Raw genomic sequence first — 18785 nt, 5'->3', positions numbered from 1 at the left:
GCGAATTTTCGCCGGCGCGAGCGCCATTGACATCCTTAAGAGGCCCGATCATGTGTCGCGCGTTTTTGGCGCAATCCGCCTTGGACTTCGAGCACCTATTTCGGCCATCGTCATCGCGGCCATCGGCGGCGACCATCCACGGAACGGCGCGGCGCGCATGAAGATCTTCAATCCGTTCGCGGATATGCCCGACAATCCGCTCACCCGGGCGATTAAAGAGGGCTACAAGCCGCTCGCCTACGCTGGCGGGTTCAGCCTGGTCTCGAACCTGCTGTACTTGGCCTTGCCGATCTTCACCTTCCAAATCTACGGAAGGGTGCTGTCCAGCTACAGCGTGCCGACGCTGCTGGTCCTGACCTTCATGGTCATGCTGGCCTTCCTGATCTCGGGCCTGATCGACGATTTCCGGGCCAAGGTGCTGATCAACTACGGCGTGATCATGGACCAGCGGGTGTCGGGCCGGGTGTTCTCGGCGTTGTTCGACACAGTGATCCGCGGCAATCCGTCAGCGCGCTCGCAGGCGCTGCGCGACCTCGACAGCTTCCGTCAGATGCTGACCGGACCGGCGTTCGGCACGATGTTCGACCTGCCGTGGATGCCGGTGTTCATGATCGTGCTGCTGATCATCGACCCGATCATCGGTCTGGTGACAATTGGCGGGGCGGTGCTGCTGTTCCTGATCACCCTGTTCCAGGACCGGGCGACGCGGCCGGCGCTGAAGGAGGCCAACGAAGCGGCCCTGCGCAGCTATGCCTTCACCGATGCGGCGCTCCGCAACGGCGAGGTCGTGCGGGCCATGGGTATGGTCGAGCCGCTCGGCTCGCGCTGGGCGACCTTCCGCTCGGTCACCATGGAGCGCAGCGCCAGCGCCAGCGAGCGCGCCAGCGTCATCAGCAACATCAGCAAGTTCGTGCGCCAGGCGATCCAGGTGCTGATCATCGCCATCGGCGCCTACCTGGTGGTCAAGGGCAAGATCCACTCGGGCCTGCTGTTCGCCAACATGATCCTGGCCGCCCGCGCGCTGCAGCCGATCGAGCGACTGGTCGGGTCGTGGGATGCGCTGACCAACGGCTACCGCTCTTACCAGCGGCTCAACTCGCTGTTCGCCGACTACCGGCCGTCCAAGGCCTCGACCACCCTGCCCAAGCCGCTGGGCCAGCTGTCCGTCGAAGGCGTCAACTTCGCGCCGCAGGGCGCGACGCGCTTCGTGCTGCAGGGCGTTAATTTCAAGATCGAACCGGGCGAGATGCTCGGCATCATCGGCCCGTCCGGCGCCGGCAAGTCGTCGCTCGCCCGCCTGATGGTCGGCATCTGGCAGCCGAACAGCGGCAACGTCCGGCTCGACGGCGCCGACGTCTACAGCTGGGACCGCAGCGATTTCGGCCGCCACGTCGGCTATCTGCCGCAGGACACCGAGTTGTTCTCCGGGAGCATTCGCGACAACATCGCCCGCTTCCGCGCCGATGTGGACGACGAGCAGGTGGTCCGCGCCGCCCAGGTGGCGGGGGTTCACCAGCTTATCCTGCGGCTGCCGAGCGGCTACGACACCGACCTGGGCGAATCTGGCCACGTGCTGTCGGCAGGCCAGCGCCAGCGCGTGGGCCTGGCGCGCGCGCTGCTCGGCAATCCGCGGCTGATCGTGCTCGATGAGCCCAACGCCGCCCTGGACGCTGAAGGCGAAGAGGCGCTGGTCAAGGCGCTGGACGCCCTGAAGGCCGGCGGCTCGACGATCGTCATCGTCTCTCACAAGCCGAGCGTGTTCCGCTCGGCCGACAAGATGCTGATGCTGCGTGACGGCCGGATGGAGATGTTCGGGCCGCGTGAACAGGTCATGGCGCGGGTCGTGCAGCCCGCGGCTCCCCGTGCGATCGAGGCCGGCCGATGAAAATGGATTTCAACGCGCCGAAGCCTTACGTCACGCCGCAGTTCGACGACAAGGACCTCGTCCCGCTCGATCCGGTCCTGGCCCAGCGCATGCGCCGGCCGATCATGGCCGGGGCGGCGGTGGTCGGGGTGTTCGTGGTCGGCCTGACCCTGTTCGCCGCGGTCGCCAAGGTCGACAGCGCCGTGGTCGCGCCCGGCATCGTGCGCGTCGAAGACAACCGCAAGACCATCCGCCACCGCGAGGGCGGCACGATCAAGACGATCAACGTCAAGGAAGGCCAGCACGTTAAGCAGAACCAGGTGCTGCTGACCTTCGACGAGGTGCAGCCGCGCGCCAGCGCGGACGTGCTGCAGAATCAGTACGACACCCTGACCGCGCAGCTGGCGCGGTTCCAGGCCGAGGCGACGAACCAGAAGTCGATGGTGATCCCGGCCGAACTGACGGCGCGCGCGGCCAACGATCCGCGAGTGGCGGGAATCATCCGCGACCAGGAGTTCCTGTTCACCTCGCGCCTGCAGTATTTCGACACTCAGAGCGCGGTGCTGGCTCAGAAGCTCCAGCAGCTCGAGACCCAGATCGGCGGCGTCCAGGCGCAGGTCGAGGCCGTGCGGGAATCGGACCGACTGACCCGCGAGGAGCTCGCCGGCTATCAGACGCTCTACGAGAAAGGCTATGCGCCCAAGACGCTGATCCTGCGCTACCAGCGCTCGCTGGCCGACCTGGCCGGCCGCAAGGGCCAGCTGATCGCCGAGATCACCCGTCTGCGTGAACAGATCGGCGAGACTCAGCTGCAGATCACCACGCTGAAGGAACAACGCATCACCCAGGCCGCCGAAGGCCTGCGCCAAATGCAGACCGGCCTTGCCGAAGCGACGCCGAAACTGGCGGCCGCCCGTCAGATGCTCAACGCCGCGACCGTGCGCTCGCCGGCCGACGGCTATGTGCTCGACCTGACGCAGTTCACCATCGGCGGCGTCGTCGCCCCCGGCGAGCGGCTGCTGAGCGTCGTTCCGGCGAACGCGCCGCTGATCGTCACCGGCCGAATCAAGCCGCAGGACGTCGACGTCGTGAAGCCGGGCATGAAGGCCCGAGTCCGACTCTCGGCGTTCAATTCACGCCGCACGCCGCCGGTCGACGCCACCGTCATGACGGTCTCGGCCGACCAGCTGGTCGATGAAAAGACCGGCGAGGGCTACTTCCGCGTCGACCTGAAGATCCCGCCGCAGGAGCTCGTGAAGCTGCCCAAGGGCGACAAGCTAAGCCCCGGCATGCCTGCTGAAACCATGATTGTTACAGGCAACAGGTCGATCCTGTCCTATGTGGTCAGCCCGCTCACCGACACCATCCGGGACGCTCTGCGCGAGGACTGATCCGTTAACAATTGGTGTGCAGGAAACGCAGCCGCGAACGGGGTTTGCACCCGTTTTTGGTGTTGCGCATCAACCGAGGTTCCGATACGCATTCCTCGGGCTCGTTTAACCTTCGCCACGACCTTGTTGTGACGCAAGGATAGGACCGCTGGGACCGCTCCATTGGAAAATGGTGGCCAGGCGTTTCGGGGGTCCATGTGACACAGACTGGAGAGAAGCATGGCTAACTACAACTTCGATACGATCACTGCCGAAGAGGCGTTGGCGTTCAAGTCGACCGACACCTTGACCTTCGCTGCTGGCGTGAACGCCGCTCAGGTCTCGGTTTCGTTCGTCGCGGCGGGGGCCTATCCGAGCACCGCCACGGTCGTCCTCACCCTGGGCACCCGCTCGGTGACCTTCGGCGATGGCATCTACGGCAAGGGCAACAACGTTGGTGAGATCGTCCTCACCGACGGTTCGAAGCTCTACGTCGGCGACGCCGGCGCCACCTCGTCGACCGGCACCGGCAAGGCTGACGCCCTGTACGGCTTCGACGGCAACGACACGCTCCTCGGCGGTGACGGCAACGACTTCCTGCAGGGCAACACGGGCGGGGACAGCCTCGAAGGCGCTGCGGGCAACGACACCGTGCTCGGCGGCCAAGGCGCCGACAACATCAAGACCGGCGACGGCGCCAATTACGCCCACGGTAACGCGGGCGCCGACACCATCGTCGGCGGTCAAGGCGCTGACACCCTCCTCGGCGGCAAGGACGGCGACAGCATCGGCGGCGATCTCGGCGCTGATTACATCTCCGGCGACCTGGATAACGACACGCTGGATGGCGGCGCTGGCGCCGACACCCTGCTGGGCGGCCAAGGTGCCGACAGCATCAACGGCGGCGACGATAACGATTCGATCGACGGTGGCGACGACGCCGACACCATCGAATCGGGCAAGGGGGCGGACACCGTCCTCGGCGGCGCCGGTAACGACACCATCACCAACGCGGGTGGCGGCTCGGACTCGATCGACGGTGGTGCGGGCAACGACAACATCACCGGCCATGCGACCGACAGCGACAGCCTTCTCGGCGGCGATGGCAACGACACCATCAGCTCGGGTGACGGCAACAACTACGTCCATGGTAACAAGGGCGCGGACAGCCTCGTCGGCGGCGTCGGCAACGACACCCTGCTCGGCGGTCAGGACGCCGACACCATCAGCGCCAGCGACGGTGCCGACTACGTCCACGGCAATATGGGCGCGGACAGCATCAACGGCGGGGCGGGTAACGATACCCTGCTCGGCGGTCAGGACGCCGACACCATCGTCGGTGGTGACGGTGCTGACCAGATCTTCGGTGACTTGGGTGCCGACTCGCTCCAGGGCGGCCTCGGCAATGACGTCATTGACGGCGGCACGGGCAACGACACCATCAACATGGCGGTTGGTGTTGATGCTTCCAACGACAAGGTCACCGGCGGTGAAGGCGATGACACCATCGACTACACCAACAGCACGGGCGCAAATACGCTCGACGGCGGCGTGGGTGTCGACAACATCACCGGAGGCGGCGGTAACGACGTCATCATCGGTGGCGACGGCAATGACATCCTGAACGGTGGTGCTGGCGACGACTCGATCACGGGCGACGCTGGCGTCGACAACATCAACGGCGGCAACGGCGCTGACACCCTTGCGGGTGGCGACGGCAACGACGTCATCGATGGTGGCGACGGCAACGACGTTATTCGTGGCGGTACCGGCGACGACGATATCGTCGGCGGTCTCGGCAACGACAGCATCACGGGCGGTGAAGGCAACGACACCATCGACGGCGGCGATGGCGCGGACACCATCATCGGTGGTCTCGGCACTGACGAACTCACCGGCGACCTCGGTGCTGACCGCTTCGTTTTCGGCGTGGGCGACAGCTCGTCGGCTTCGGAAACCTCGGTGGACTCGATCACCGATTTCGAAACCACCGTTGACGAGATCTCGGTCGGCGTCCTGGCGACCGCGACCAACTACGTCGAGCAGACTGCGGCTAGCTACGCTGCGGCCCTGTCGGACGCGAAGGCTCTGATCGCCGCGGGCACGCGCGACATCGTCGTGATCGAAGTTACGGGTGGCGACACCTTCATCTTCGCCGACAGCGGCAACAACAACTCGGTCGGTAACGCGATCAAGTTGACCGGCCTTACGCTGAACGACATTGAGGCTGGCGACTTCATCTAAGTCGACGACAGTCTAGAACTACGAAGGGCCGCCCTCCGGGGCGGCCCTTTTTCTTTGGCTCGGGCTTGGCGGACTCGGGGCGCTCGGGTACCGCAGGTGGCATGTCCAACGCCGCGATCTATTTTCACGCCGACAGTTTCGACACCTCGCGCGAGCGGCTGATGGGGCGCCACTCCGCCGGAGAGAGCTTCCTCCGCGGCTTCCTGCGGCACGCGCAGGTTGACGAGCTATGGCTCTATGATGCGTTGAACGTCGGGGCCGCCAAGGGCGAGGCCATGCTCAAGGGCGTCGAGCCCCCGCGCCAGGTCCGGCGATGGATCGGCGAGCGCAGCCTGCGGCAGCTCGCGCAGCCCGGCTGCCTCTATTATCCGGCCGCTGACATCCCGGCCCAGGCGTGGCGGCGTCAGCCGCTCGGGGACGCCAGCTACAGCCTCTGCGGCGTGACCCACACCACCGCCAGCGCCGGGACCATGGACATCCTGGCCAACATGTCCGTCGCCCCGGTCCAGCCTTGGGATGGCCTGATCACGACCTCTCGTGCGGTCCGCACCAGCGTCGAGACGCAGATCCAGGCGATGCGCGACTACCTTGGATCTCGGCTGGGCGCCGCCCGCTTTCCCGGCCCCCAAATCGCCACCATCCCGTTGGGCGTGAACGTCGAGGACTTCGCGCGGACCGACGAGAACCGGCGCACGTGGCGCGAGCGGCTCGACATTCCGCAGGACGCCATGGTCGTCCTCTATGTCGGCCGACTACACATGGCCGCCAAGATGAATCCCGCCCTGATGGCCATGGCCCTTGAGGCCGCCGCCAAGCGCACGGGCAAGCCGATCTACTGGGTGGTTTCCGGCTGGGGGCATACCGACGCCTATACCGAAACCCACCATCGTTGGACGACCGAGCTATGCCCGTCGGTGCACTACCGACCGGTCGACGGCCGGCCCGCGGACACCCGATTTTCGATCTGGTCGGTCGCCGACATCTTCATCTCCTTCTCCGACAACATTCAGGAGACCTTTGGGCTGACGCCGGTCGAGGCGATGGCGGCGGGTCTGCCGAGCGTGGTCACGGACTGGGACGGCTATCGCGACACGGTCCGTCACGGCCTCGACGGCTTCCGGATCCGGACCTTCGCGCCGAGGCCGAGTCTCGGCGGGGACCTGGCCTACTACCATGCCAACGGTTGGCTGGCCTACGAGCGCTATCTCGTCTCGGCCGCCCAGATGACCTCGATCGACCACGTCGCCGCCACCGAGGCGCTGGTGGATCTGATCGAAAATCCCGATCTTCGCGCTCGCATGGGCGCAGCCGCCGCCGAGCAGGCGCGCCAGGTGTTCGATTGGTCGCGGATTATCCCCCAGTACCAGGCATTCTGGGGCGACCTTGCCGAGCGCCGTCAGGCCGCCGCCGGTCAGGCCACGTCCAGCGTAAACCCCTATCGCATGGACCCCTTCACCCTGTTCGAGAGCTATCCGACCGAGGCGTTGACCGCCCGGACCGGCGTCGCCGCCTCGCCGGGAATGACATGGGAGATCGCCGAGGCTCGGCTGAGCAGCGGCCTGGCGACCATCGGCGATTGGCCGCGTCCGCCGCTTGCGGAAATGCACGAAGCGTTCGACCACGTCGCGGACGGGTGCGAGACCGTCGGCGCCATCTTGAAGCACTTCCCCGCCCATCGCCGGAATTTCGTCGAGCGTGGGCTGCTCTGGATGGCCAAGTTCCAGGTGATCGATCTCACCCCTAGTGGCGGCCCCATCGTCGATTGACGCGTCCAAGCATGAACGGCGAGGCGCACGCTGGAATGTTGTCGACGGTCGCAGGGGTGAAGTCGGGGGCAGTCGTCCCAATCCGACGCTGGGTGACGCCTGGAATCGAAAGGCCGGACAAAGAAACCAGTGGTTTCCTTGTCCGGCCGAAGCGACACAGCCATGGAGAGCAGGGCTGACACTTGACTATAACTCAGCGCCTTGCTCGGTCAAAGCATCCCGGGCGCGGAGGGATGCGTGCTAACGGTTTTGTGACCGTCACTGTAGCGCGCAGCCAGCAAGGGCCGGCGGACGCCAGCCGCGCCCCGAGGGCCAGCGGGGGCGCGCTTCCCTGTGGCTCCGGCAGTCCGAAACCTGGCTCAGGGAAAACGGATTCCCGTCAGGGCTTCGAACTGCTCATGGTCGGCTGCGTAGAGCTCCCGAAGAAAGCTCACATCGGCCGGATCAAGGTCGCCGCCGACGTCTTGGCCGACGTGCACCTCGCGGTGTTCGACCGGAGCGGGGGGCGGCGCGCCCATGAACGCGTTCACACGGGCGAGCGTGGGGCTTGGTTCGGCCCGCAGTTCGTCGGCCGTCAGGAACAGGACCTGCTCACGCGGAAACAGGTCCAGCAGCCGCTCGATCTGTTCGCCGTAGAACCCGCGCTCGACGTACGAGAACTCCCTGTGCACCCCCCAGGGCTGCGCATCGAAGAGCCGCGCGCGTCCCTGCCGAATGCACCATGAGAACGGCTGAGTCTCGACGCCGCGCGAGGTTTCCATGCGCCAATGCGACCAGGCGCGCTCGACGGGATCACGCAGCATGAGGATGATCTTGGCGGCGGGGTTGTACGCGGCCAGCCGCTCCAGGCTGCGCGGCCAGTAGATGTAGATCGGCGTCGCCTCGCCGCGGATCAGCGTGGGGTCGCTCCAGTCGAATCGCGCGTGGTAGGGGCCGTAGTCCGGCGCGCTCCAATCGATCGTTTCGTCGTCGAAGAAGTGCACCTCCTTGACGTCGGGCAGGCCATAGGCGGGATCGTCCTGCAGGTAGTCGAACAGAGCGGTCGTTCCGGCCTTCTGCACGCCCACGACGACGAAATTCACCAGCGACGGACGCAACCGGGCCTCCAGGAAGACGTGGCGATCATGCTGCGTCGCCTGCGACCGGCATACACGACTTCATCGGGCGTTCGACACACGATATGAGAAGTGCGCCCCGGGCTCGGGCGAATGGACTGAAGGCGGAACTGTTTTGAAGACGAACACTGATGCGCTGCGCCGATGCGCGGGCCGCGAAGGCGCACTGGCATGAAGGTCGTCCTGCTGGCAGGCGGGCTCGGCACCCGCATCTCCGAAGAAAGCCACCTCAAGCCCAAGCCGATGATCGAGATCGGCGGCCGGCCGATCCTCTGGCACATCATGAAGCTGTTCTCGCACTACGGCTTCAACGATTTCGTCGTCTGCCTTGGCTACAAGGGCTACGTGGTGAAGGAGTACTTCGCCAACTACGTGCTGCATAACGCCGACCTGACCGTCGATCTGGCCAAGGGGGCGGTCGAATACCACGCCACCAATCACGAGCCCTGGCGCGTCACCCTGGTCGACACTGGGGCGGAGACGATGACCGGCGGGCGGCTGAAGCGGGTCGCACAATACCTGAACCCCGACGAGCCGTTCTTCCTGACCTATGGCGACGGCGTCGCCGACATCGACATCGGCGCGTTGCTCGCCTTCCACCAGGCGCATGGCAAGGAGGCGACGGTCAGCGCGGTGTCGCCGCCTGGCCGGTTTGGCGCCCTGGAGATTGTCGAGGGCGCGGTCCAACGTTTCATCGAGAAGCCGCCCGGCGACAACGGCCTGATCAACGGCGGCTTCTTCGTGCTGCAGCCGGAAGTAGTCGGCCGCATCGCCGGCGACGCCACGGTCTTTGAGGCCGAACCGCTGGAAAGCCTGGCCCGCGACGGTCAACTGATGGCGCGCCCGCACGACGGCTTCTGGGCGGCCATGGACACCCTGCGTGACAAGAACCACCTGGAAGCGCTCTGGGCGTCGGGCAAGGCGCCCTGGCGGCTCTGGAAGTGACGCGGCCCAACCCCGACTTCTGGGCCGGCAAGCGTGTCCTGCTGACCGGCCATACCGGCTTCAAGGGCTCTTGGGCGGCGGTGTGGCTGGCGCAGATGGGCGCGCGGGTCACCGGCCTGGCGCTGGCGCCCGACCAGACGCCGGCGCTGTTCGATCAGGCCGGGATCGCCGGTCTCGTCGAGTCGCACGTCGTTGACCTGCGCGACCAGGCCGCCGTCGAGGCGCTGGTCAGGATGCGGGACTTCGACCTGGTGCTGCACATGGCGGCCCAGCCGATCGTGCGCACCTCGATCGAGGATCCGGTGGCGACCTTCGCCGCCAACATCATGGGCACGGCCCACCTGTTGCAGGCGCTGCGTGCACAGCCGGCCCTGGCCGCCGTGCTGGTGATCACCTCGGACAAGGTCTACGCCAACAACGAACAGGGCCGGGCCTTCCAGGAGACCGACGCCCTGGGCGGCAAGGATCCGTACTCCGCGTCCAAGGCCGCGGCCGAGATCGTCACCCAGAGCTTCGCGCGCAGCTACTATGAAACGGCCGGCGTGCCGCTGGCCACCGCCCGCGGCGGCAACGTCATCGGCGGCGGCGACTTCTCGCGCGATCGACTGGTGGCCGACATCGTCCGCGCCGGTCAAGCGCAAGGGGTGACGGTGCTGCGCCATCCGGAAGCGACCCGCCCCTGGCAGCATGTCCTCGACTGCGTCGCCGGCTACCTGGTCTATCTCGAACGGCTGGCCAGCGATCCGGCCGCGCCGCGCGCGCTCAACTTCGGCCCGCGTCCGGGCGGCCCGGAGGTGACCGTCGGCGAACTCGCTACCCGCGCCACCCAGGCGCTGGGCGCCAAGCCCTGGCGTCACGAACCCGATCCCCAGTCGCTGGAGGCCCGCGCCCTAGGCATCGACGCCAGCCTGGCCCGTCAGGTCCTGGCCTTCGAAAGCCGCCTGGATGCGCCCGTGGCGGTGGACTGGACCATGGACTGGTACCGCGCCCAGGCTGACGGCGGTGACGCCCTGGCCCTCATGCGCGATCAGATCTCGCGATACGAAAGCCTTTGATGACTGTTCCGACCTGCCGCTTCTGCCGCGCCCCGCTGACCCAGACCTTTCTCGACCTGGGCGACCAGCCGCTGGCCAACTCCTATCTGACGAAGGCCCAGCTGGAGTCCGGCAAGGAGGGCTTCTACCCGCTGCACACCCGCGTCTGCGGAAACTGCTTCCTGGTCCAGGCCGACGATCCGGTCGCCGCTGACGCGATCTTCGACGAAGGCTACGCCTACTTCTCCGCCTATTCGGAGAGCTGGGTCGCGCACGCCAAGCGCTATGCGGAGGCCATGGCCGCGAGGTTCGGCCTGGGCGCGCAGTCGCTGGTGGTCGAGGTCGCCTCCAACGACGGCTACCTGCTGCAGCACTTCAAGGCGATGGGCGTGCCGGTGCTGGGCATCGAGCCGACCGCCAACACCGCCGAAGTCGCGGTCAAGGAGCGCGGCGTGCCGACCGAGGTCGCGTTCTTCAATGACGCCACCGGCCGGGACCTCAAGGCGCGCGGCGTCGCCGCCGACCTGATGGCCGGCAACAACGTTCTGGCCCACGTGCCCGACATCGGCGACTTCGTGGCCGGCTTCCAGCATGTGCTGAAGCCGCAAGGCGTGCTGACCTTCGAGTTCCCGCACCTGCTGAACCTGATCGAGAAGGTGCAGTTCGACACCATCTATCACGAGCACTACTCGTACCTGTCGCTGCTGGCGGTAGAGAAGGTGCTGCGCGCCAACGGCCTGCGCCCGTTCGACGTCGAGCTGCTGCCGACCCACGGCGGCTCGCTGCGGCTGTTCTGCGCGCACGAGGCGTCGAGCCACGTGGAGACCCAGGCGCTGAAGGATCTGCGCGCCCGCGAGCACGCCGCCCATCTCGACGAGCCGGCCGGCTACGAGGGCTTTGCTGCTCGGGTGGAGGAGGTCCGTCGCGGCTTCCTCGATTTCCTCGCGGCCGCCAAGGCCGAGGGCAAGCGCGTCGCGGCCTATGGCGCGGCGGCCAAGGGCAACACCTTCCTGAACTATGCCGGCGTGACCCCAGACGACATCGTCGCGGCGTTCGACGCCAATCCGCACAAGCAGGACCGCTTCCTGCCGGGCACCCACATTCCGGTCCACGCCCCGGCGATGATCGCGGAGTTCAAGCCCGACTACGTGGTCATCCTGCCCTGGAACCTGAAGGACGAGATCATGGGCCAGCTGGCCTATATCCGCGACTGGGGCGGACAGTTCGTGACCGCCGCGCCGGACACCAAGGTCGTCGGCTGATGCGGTTCACGGCGACCGAGATCGACGGCGTCGTGATCGTCGACCTGGACCTGATGCGCGACGAGCGCGGCGCGTTCGCACGCCTGCACTGCCCGGACGAGTTCGCTGCGGCCGGGCATCCGTTCGTCCCCCAGCAGACCAGCCTGTCGCGCAACGCCAAGGCCGGCACTCTGCGCGGCATGCACTACGAGGCGGCGCCGCGCGAGGAGGCCAAGCTGGTGCGGGTCGCCCGTGGGCGGATCTTCGACGTCGCCGTCGACCTGCGCCCCGACAGCCCGACCTATCGCCGTTGGGCCGGAGCCGAGCTTTCGGCCGACAACGGCCGCGCCCTGCTGATCGGCAAGGGCATGGCCCACGGCTTCGTCACCCTCGAGGACGACACCGACGTCCTCTACCAGATCGACAAGATCTTCGAGCCGGGGCACGGCCGCGGCGTGCGCTGGAACGATCCGGCCTTCGCGATCGGCTGGCCTGTCAGCCCTGTCGTGATCTCGGAGCGTGACGCGACCTATCCTGACCTCGGAGCCTGACATGGCGAAGATCCTGCTCACCGGGGGCAGCTCGTTCAGCGGGCTTTGGGTCGCGCAGGCCCTGGCGGACGCCGGCCACCAGGTCACCGCCGCGGTCACCCGGCCGAAGGCGGCCTATCAAGGCCTGCGCGCCGAGCGGGTCGCGCGTCTGGAGGCCAGCACTCAGGTGGTCTTCGAGGCGCCGATCGCCTCGCCGGCGTTCCTGGAACTGGCCCAAGGCGGCCACGACCTGCTGGCCCACCACGCCGCCGATATCCCCAACTATCGATCGGCCAGCTACGATGCTGTCGACGGCTTCGTGCGCAACATCGCCGGTTTCGAGCCGGTGCTGACGGCGTTCGCGGCCGCCGGCGGTCGCGCGGTCGTGGCCACCGGCACGGCCTTCGAGGCCGGCGAGGGCGGCCCCGAGGGGGGCGGCCTGGCCCTCAGTCCGTACGGCCTCTCGAAATCCCTGACCAACGAGGCGCTCCGGCACATGGCGCGGTGGCGCGGCCTGCGGTTCGGGAGGTTCGTCGTCGCCGGACCGTTCGGACCCTGGGAGGAGGGACGGATGGTCTGGTCCCTCATGCAGCGCTGGTTCGAGGGGCAGGCCGGGATCGTGCGCACGCCACGCTATGTTCGCGACAACATCCCCGTGCCGCTGCTAGCGCAGGCCTATGTCGGGCTGGCGGAGACGCTGCTCGCCGCGGCGGGGCCGGAGGAGAGGATCGCCCGCCCGTCAGGTTTCGTCGGTACGCAGGAAGCGTTCGCGCGGCGGCTGGCCGCCGAGATGGGGCCGCGCCTGGGGCTTGCCTGCGAGGTCGACGTCCTGGCGCAGCCGCAGCTGAGCGAACCGCTGGTGCGGATCAACGACGAGCCGTGCCTCGGGGCCGGCTGGGACGAGGGCGGCTTCTGGGACGCCTATGCGGACTACTATCGGCGCGTCGCGGCCGGCGGCTTGTTGAGCGCGCCGGCCTGAGGCGAGGTCAGACCTCGCCCTTCACGGCCTTCTCGATCATCGCGAAGTAGTCCGCCGCGAACTGCTTGGTGTCGCCCAGCGGGCTGGCTCTCAGGCGGGCGCGCATGCCGCGGCGCAGTTCGCCGATCCGCGCGGGGTCGGCGGCCAGCTTCAGGGCGATGTCGACATACTCCTCGGTGGTCTCTGCGCAGAGATCGCCCAGGCCGGCGTTCATCAGCACCGAGTAGCTGAGGCGCTCGAACACCGCCGGGCCGCGCTTGGCGACGACGGGAACGCCCATCCACAGCGCTTCGCAGGTCGTCGTTCCGCCGGTCTGCGGGAAGGCGTCCAGCGAGATGTCCATGTCGTTGTAGTACGGCAGGTGACGGCCGCGGACGACCTCGAAGACGATCCGCTCGGGGCCGACGCCGTGTGCCGCGAAGATCGCTCGCAGGTTGCTCTGGAAGATCTCCGAGCCGCCTTCCGGGCGGACGAACAGGAACCTTGAGTTCGGCGTCGCCGCGACGATCCTGGCCCAGGCCTCGATGACCTGGCGGTTGTACTTGTACGGATTGTTGGCGGAGCCGAAGGTGACGTAGCCGTTGCGCTCGACCGGCGGTTGCGCCACGGCCTGCGGGTCTTCGCGGAAGGCGTTCGGGCCCATGGTGTACCAAGCCTTGGGCAGCACCAGCGGCTTCTCGATCACCAGCGCCCGGTCTTCGGGCGTCATGTACGGATCGAGCACTAGGTAGTCGATTTCCTTCAGGCCGGCCGAGTGCGGATAGCCCACCCAGCTCGCCGACAGGGGGGCGGGCTTGTAGGCCATCACCCCGATCTTGTTCATGTGAGTCGAGCCGCCGAGTTCGATCAGCATGTCGAGCTGGTCGTCGGCGATCATCTGCGCGGCGTTGCGGTCGGTGATCTCCGGGACCCAGCGGAACTGGTCCACCATGCCCGTGATCGCCTTTTGCGTCTGGTCTTCCTGGCCCTGGTAGTACGAGTAGCAATAGACCTCGAAGCGATCGCGGTCGTAGTGCTCGAACAGCGGTAGGGCGAAGTAGGCGACCGGGTGGCCGCGCAGGTCCGAGGACATGAAGCCGACGCGGATCTTGCCGTTCGGAGCCCGCGGCGCGGGATGTGCGATGGGCCGCCGGGCGACGGCCTCCTCGACCTTGCGACCCCAGATGCGGTGCTGTTCGATCAGTTCCAGCCGATCCTCCGGCGCGTCGGCGCGCGCCAGGTGAGCGAAGAGCGCGGTGTGACGGCCGGCCTCGGCCCAGGTGCGGCCGATCTGCGCGAAGGTCCCCAGCTGGGCCATGCTGTCGTAGTCGGCGACGCGCGTCATCAGCTCGTAGGCGATCTTGAGGTTGGACGCTTCCATCGGCATGCGCGGCAGCACGTCCATCATGATCCGATAGCCGCGCTCCAGGTTCGCGGCCTCGTCCCCGTGCCGCGAGCGCCCAAGGCTTTCGGCGAGCATGATGTGATACTTCACGTCGTCGGGGGCGAGCTCGACGGCTTTCTCAAGGTAGGTGTTCGCACGCGGGCGATCATAGTCGGTGATCGTGGTCCCGAGCTGGAAGTAGAGGTTTGCGGCCTTGGGATGCTGCTCGATCGCATCGAGCAGAAACTGCTCGGCTCGGCGCGCCTCGCCGCCGCGGCGTATCGAGACGCCGCGGGCTTCGACGAGCCGAAGGTCATCAGGGCTGGCCGCCGCTGCGCGCGTGAGAACGTCATCAGCCGCTTCGGGCGTGCGCAGCTCCTGCGTCACCCCGATCAGGTCCAGCCAGGCGTCGGCCCCGCCGGGCTTCAGCTTGGTCGCCAGGTTGAGGCGGGTCTCGGCCTTCTCCAGATCGCCGGCGAACCAGTATGCACGGCCCAGGGCCCGCTGCAGGTCGGCGTCGCTGGGCGTCTGGCGCACCAGCTTGGTGAACACGTCGATGGCCTGCGGATTGCGCAGGTCGTTGTAGACGTTGCCGAGATTGTTCAGGACCGACTTGTTCTTGGGGTCCAGCTTCGCGGCGCGACCCAGGGCCGACAGCGCCTCGTCATAGCGGTGCAGGCGGCGCAGCGCGACGCCGCGGATGTTCCAGAGATCGATGTCCTTGGGATGGCGATCGACCGCTTGGGTCGTCCAGGTTGCGGCGCGCTCGTACTGTTTGTGACGGATCAGCAGGGCCGTGAAGTTGCGATAGATGTGAAGCGGCGCCTGGGGATCTTCCCGGAGACTGGCCTCGATCAGCGCCACACCTTCTTCGACGCGACCGGCCTTGAGGGCGGCCTCCGCGGGAGCGAATCTCTCAGTCGACATACAAGGGTCCCATGCCGCGCCGTCGGCCCGCCGATGCGGCGGCGCGTATCTGAAAACGCGCGGAAGGTGCAGCGCGGGCGCAATCTAGTGAGGGCCGCCCGCGGCGCCAACTATGGCGCGCTTATCCGTCGCGGAAGCGCCACTTCAGCGCGAGGATCACGGCCGAGAGCAGAAGACAGACGCTGTTGGCCGCGATGACCGGCCAGCTGCCGGTCAACGCGCCATAGCCGATCCAAAGCGCAAAGCCGCTGACCGTCACCACGTACATCCGCAGGCTGATCGACGAGGCGTCCCTTTCGCGCCAGATCTTGACGATCTGCGGCGTGAAGCTGGCCATCGAGCAGAGCGCCGCTGCGGTTCCGACCATGTCGGCGAGATTGAGAGCCATGGCCGCAGAACGGCCTGCCGCAGCGCCGGTTGCGCTCACGAAGTAGGGCGCGGGTGCTCTCGCCCCGCGCCCTGGTTGGTCCACGTCCGCGGAAGAGGGATCAGCGCGGCTTGTAGATTCTGTCGAAGACGCCGCCGTCGCCGAAGTGGGTCGCCTGGGCCTTCTTCCAGCCGCCGAAGGCGTCGTCGATGGTGACCAGCGGGATCTTCGGGAACTTCTTGGCCCACTTGGCCGCCGCCGCGGGGTCGCGCGGGCGGTAGTGGTTCTTGCCGATCAGGTCCTGGGCCAGCGGGCTGTAGAGGAAGTTGAGATAGCCCTCGGCGATGGTGCGGGTCTTCTTACGGTCGACGACCTTGTCGACCAGCGCCACCGGCGGCTCGGCCAGGATCGACATCGACGGATAGACGATGTCCACCTTGCCCGGGCCCAGCTCCTCGATGGCGAGGTAGGCCTCGTTTTCCCACGACAGCAGCACGTCGCCGATGCCCCGCTGCACGAAGGTGGTGGTCGAGCCGCGCGCCCCGGTGTCGAGCACCGGCACGTGCTTGAACAGTTCCTCGACGAAGGCCTGCGGATTGCGGCCGTTCTTCTGGGCCCAGGCCCAGGCGGCCAGGTAGTTCCAGCGCGCGCCGCCCGAGGTCTTCGGGTTGGGGGTGATGACGTCGATGCCCGGCTTCACCAGGTCGCCCCAGTCCTTGATCTTCCAAGGATTGCCCTTGCGGACCAGGAACACGATCGTCGAGGTGTAGGGCGTCGAATTGTTGGGCAGGCGCGATTGCCAGTTGGCCGGCAGCAGCTTGGCCTTGGCGGCGATCTCGTCGATGTCGCTGGCCAGGGCCAGGGTGACGACGTCGGCCTGCAGGCCGTCGATCACCGAGCGCGCCTGCTTGCCTGAGCCGCCATGGCTCTGCTGGATCGTCAGGTCCTGGCCGACCTTGTCCTTCCAGTACTTGGCGTAGGCGGCGTTGATGTCCTTATAGAGCTCACGCGTGGGATCGTAGCTGACGTTCAGCAGCGTGATCGCCTTCTTGCCTTGGGCGGCGGCAGGGCCGGCCAGCAGGGCCGGCGCGGCAACGGCCGCGGCGCCGGCGGTCCCTGCGGCGAGCACGCCGCGGCGGGACAGGTCTTGTCGGTTCTGGCTCATGGGTCGAGGTCCTTGGGTCTCGTGGCCGAGGCGACGCGACCGGCCGTAGCCGCGCCGCCCCTGCCGTTGGGGTTAGAACGCGTACTGCGTGCGCAGGGAGTAGATATTGAAGTCCTGGCCGACCTGGGCGCCGGCGGGCGGGGTCGCTGCGCCGGTCCCAAAGGCCGTGCCGCCGGGGGACAGACGGTCCACCGAGACGTCCTGGAAGGCCGCCTGGAACCGCAGCACGTTGTTGACGTACCAGTTCAGGCCCAGGGTGAAGATCTCCTGTTCGCCGCCGCGGATCGCCGAGGCGACCGGACCCGTGCCAGGCGAGCCGGCGAGATAGTTCAGGTCCAGCACCGAATAACGCAGGCCCAGCTCCCAGGCTCCCCAGGCGCCCTTCTTGAGGTCGAACGGCTTGGCCGGGCGGGGGGCGTCGAAGGTGCCGGCGCTGTAGCGGCGCGGTTCGCCGGTGATGGTCCAGCCGGCCTGCGCGTACCAGCCGGAGAAGTCCGGATCGCTCAGCGCGCCCTTACGGTCGACGTCGATGTCGAAATACTCGGTCTGGACGTAGAGGTTTTTCCACTGGGCGCCGAACTCGGCCCCGATGGCGGTCAGGCCGTCGGCGTCGATGTTGCCGGTGTCGATCAGGCGCGTGCCGTCGACCCGGATTTCGGGACGATCGCGCAGGCGGATGTTGGTGGTGGCCGGGGCGCCGGTGACGTCCGGGCCGCCGGCGGCCGGGTTGAACACGATCGAGGTGTTGACCCCGATGTGGATCAGGCTGTCGTCGCGGCGGAACGGCACATAGGTCAGGCGGCCGACGAAGGCGGTCTGCTCATCGAAGCTCGAGGTGCCGATAATGTTGCCGGTGATCGCCGCGGTGCCGGTCCAGTTGTCGCCGCCGGCCAGCAGGGCGACGGCGGTGCGGCCGTCGCCGGCCGCGATGGCGCGGACGGTTTCGGACGGCGAGGCGCGCTCGACGAACAGCGAACCGTTGGTGGACACCGCTTCTTCCAGGCCCGAGGGCGGGGAGAAGGCGCCGATCCGCAGCTTCAGGTTCGCGACCGGGAAGCCGTACTGCACCCAGGCGGCGCTGATCTTGCCGGCTTCTTCCGTGCCGGACCCGCCGAAATCATAGAGGAAGTTGTAGTCGAAGGCGCCGAAGGCCTTGCCCTCGATGCCGATCCGGGCGCGGCGGAAGTTGGCGCCGTCCGACAGGTCGCGGGCGTGGTCGTTCTCGCTGGCGTCGCCGTACGAGCCGCGGCGGAAGTCGGTGGCCAGCGGGCCGGCGGCGTCCTGGTCGTAATGGGCGGCGTCGAGCTGGAACACGCCGCGGAACGAAGCGGTGAAGGCCCCATCGGCGGTGGAAATGGTCGGACGGCCGTTGGCCAGCGACACCGTCGTGGCGGTCGCTTCCTTGCGGACGTCGGCGATGTTGTTGGCCGTCGACTGCTTGAGGTCGGCGATCTGCGACTGCAGCGCCGACAGTTGCTCCTCAAGCGCCTTGATGCGCGCATCGGTCGCTTCGTCGGCGGCCGCCAGTCCAGGCCAGGCGAAGGCGATGGCCGCCGCGCCGGTGATGAGTTTGGTTTTCCACGTCATGTGGTTCTTGCCCCTCGTTCTTGTTGGAGTTCGTTCAAACTCGACCGCATGTAGACGCGATAATTCCCATCGGAAAAATCGAGTTTGACTTGAAGCGGTCGTAGATTTCCTGACAGCGCGCATCGATCGCAGCCCCGCGCTTGGGTCGCTGTCATCCCGGTGACATAAGGGTCGGGCTTGGTTGTTCGTCGTGTTGCAGGATCGATTCGCCTTGGCGCTTCCGCCGTCGTCTTCGCGGTCAGCTCTCCCGGCCTGGCTCGGCTCGGTCGGACCTGTTCTGACGGCTGG

At 67.2% G+C, this 18785-nt stretch carries 14 protein-coding genes; 9 read left to right on the top strand and 5 right to left on the bottom strand.

Going from position 1 to position 18785, the window contains the following annotated elements; genetic code table 11:
- The first annotated feature begins 157 nt into the window (after nt 1–157).
- The 4 genes from O4N75_RS18905 (at nt 158) to O4N75_RS18890 (ending at nt 7244) form a co-directional block, all read left to right on the top strand.
- Entirely contained in the window at nt 158–1885 is a 1728-nt protein-coding gene (locus O4N75_RS18905; protein ID WP_269626990.1) for a type I secretion system permease/ATPase, read from the top strand.
- The gene (locus O4N75_RS18900) at nt 1882–3255 is read left to right on the top strand and encodes an HlyD family type I secretion periplasmic adaptor subunit (RefSeq protein ID WP_269626989.1); all 1374 of its coding nucleotides are present in this window, start codon (nt 1882–1884) and stop codon (nt 3253–3255) included. Before O4N75_RS18905 ends, O4N75_RS18900 begins: the two co-directional genes overlap by 4 nt.
- 219 nt (nt 3256–3474) lie before the next feature.
- Nucleotides 3475–5478, top strand: a complete 2004-nt coding sequence (locus O4N75_RS18895) for a calcium-binding protein (protein ID WP_269626988.1) — start codon at nt 3475–3477, stop codon at nt 5476–5478.
- Nucleotides 5479–5579: 101 nt separating this feature from the next.
- Nucleotides 5580–7244 (top strand): glycosyltransferase family 4 protein, encoded by a 1665-nt coding sequence (locus O4N75_RS18890; protein WP_269626987.1) that lies wholly within the window; start codon nt 5580–5582, stop codon nt 7242–7244.
- A gap of 359 nt (nt 7245–7603) precedes the next feature.
- On the opposite strand, the gene O4N75_RS18885 is transcribed toward O4N75_RS18890, so the two are convergent.
- The gene (locus O4N75_RS18885) at nt 7604–8341 is read right to left on the bottom strand and encodes a sulfotransferase domain-containing protein (RefSeq protein ID WP_269626986.1); all 738 of its coding nucleotides are present in this window, start codon (nt 8339–8341) and stop codon (nt 7604–7606) included.
- A gap of 189 nt (nt 8342–8530) precedes the next feature.
- On the opposite strand from O4N75_RS18885, the gene rfbF reads away from it, so the two are divergent.
- The 5 genes from rfbF to O4N75_RS18860 are packed head-to-tail and all read left to right on the top strand — an operon-like array spanning nt 8531 to nt 13088.
- Nucleotides 8531–9304 (top strand): glucose-1-phosphate cytidylyltransferase, encoded by a 774-nt coding sequence (rfbF, locus tag O4N75_RS18880; RefSeq protein WP_269626985.1) that lies wholly within the window; start codon nt 8531–8533, stop codon nt 9302–9304.
- Entirely contained in the window at nt 9301–10359 is a 1059-nt protein-coding gene (rfbG, locus tag O4N75_RS18875; RefSeq protein ID WP_269626984.1) for a CDP-glucose 4,6-dehydratase, read from the top strand. Before rfbF ends, rfbG begins: the two co-directional genes overlap by 4 nt.
- Nucleotides 10359–11600 carry a class I SAM-dependent methyltransferase gene (locus O4N75_RS18870; protein ID WP_269626983.1) on the top strand — a complete coding sequence of 414 codons (1242 nt, stop codon included), beginning with the start codon at nt 10359–10361 and terminating at the stop codon, nt 11598–11600. Before rfbG ends, O4N75_RS18870 begins: the two co-directional genes overlap by 1 nt.
- Nucleotides 11600–12130 carry a dTDP-4-dehydrorhamnose 3,5-epimerase gene (rfbC, locus tag O4N75_RS18865; protein ID WP_269626982.1) on the top strand — a complete coding sequence of 177 codons (531 nt, stop codon included), beginning with the start codon at nt 11600–11602 and terminating at the stop codon, nt 12128–12130. The genes O4N75_RS18870 and rfbC overlap by 1 nt, the downstream gene beginning before the upstream one ends.
- Before the next feature lies 1 nt (nt 12131).
- Nucleotides 12132–13088: an NAD-dependent epimerase/dehydratase family protein gene (locus O4N75_RS18860; RefSeq protein ID WP_269626981.1), complete on the top strand. Its 957-nt coding sequence runs from the start codon at nt 12132–12134 to the stop codon at nt 13086–13088.
- Nucleotides 13089–13095: 7 nt separating this feature from the next.
- Here O4N75_RS18860 and O4N75_RS18855 read toward each other — a convergent pair whose 3' ends face one another.
- From O4N75_RS18855 to O4N75_RS18840, 4 genes are all read right to left on the bottom strand, one after another.
- Nucleotides 13096–15378, bottom strand: a complete 2283-nt coding sequence (locus O4N75_RS18855) for a tetratricopeptide repeat protein (RefSeq protein WP_269626980.1) — start codon at nt 15376–15378, stop codon at nt 13096–13098.
- Between the two features lie 121 nt (nt 15379–15499).
- Nucleotides 15500–15766, bottom strand: coding sequence for a SemiSWEET transporter (locus O4N75_RS18850; protein ID WP_269626979.1), 267 nt, complete (start codon nt 15764–15766; stop codon nt 15500–15502).
- 100 nt (nt 15767–15866) lie between these two features.
- Complete coding sequence (locus O4N75_RS18845; RefSeq protein WP_269626978.1) at nt 15867–16910, bottom strand: sulfate ABC transporter substrate-binding protein; 1044 nt, start codon at nt 16908–16910, stop codon at nt 15867–15869.
- Nucleotides 16911–16982: 72 nt separating this feature from the next.
- The gene (locus O4N75_RS18840) at nt 16983–18497 is read right to left on the bottom strand and encodes a porin (protein WP_269626977.1); all 1515 of its coding nucleotides are present in this window, start codon (nt 18495–18497) and stop codon (nt 16983–16985) included.
- Between the last annotated feature and the right edge of the window lie 288 nt (nt 18498–18785).

Origin of the sequence: Phenylobacterium sp. NIBR 498073, from assembly GCF_027286305.1 — a bacterium.
Classification (GTDB): domain Bacteria; phylum Pseudomonadota; class Alphaproteobacteria; order Caulobacterales; family Caulobacteraceae; genus Phenylobacterium.
This window is presented reverse-complemented; position numbering and strand designations above follow the sequence as displayed.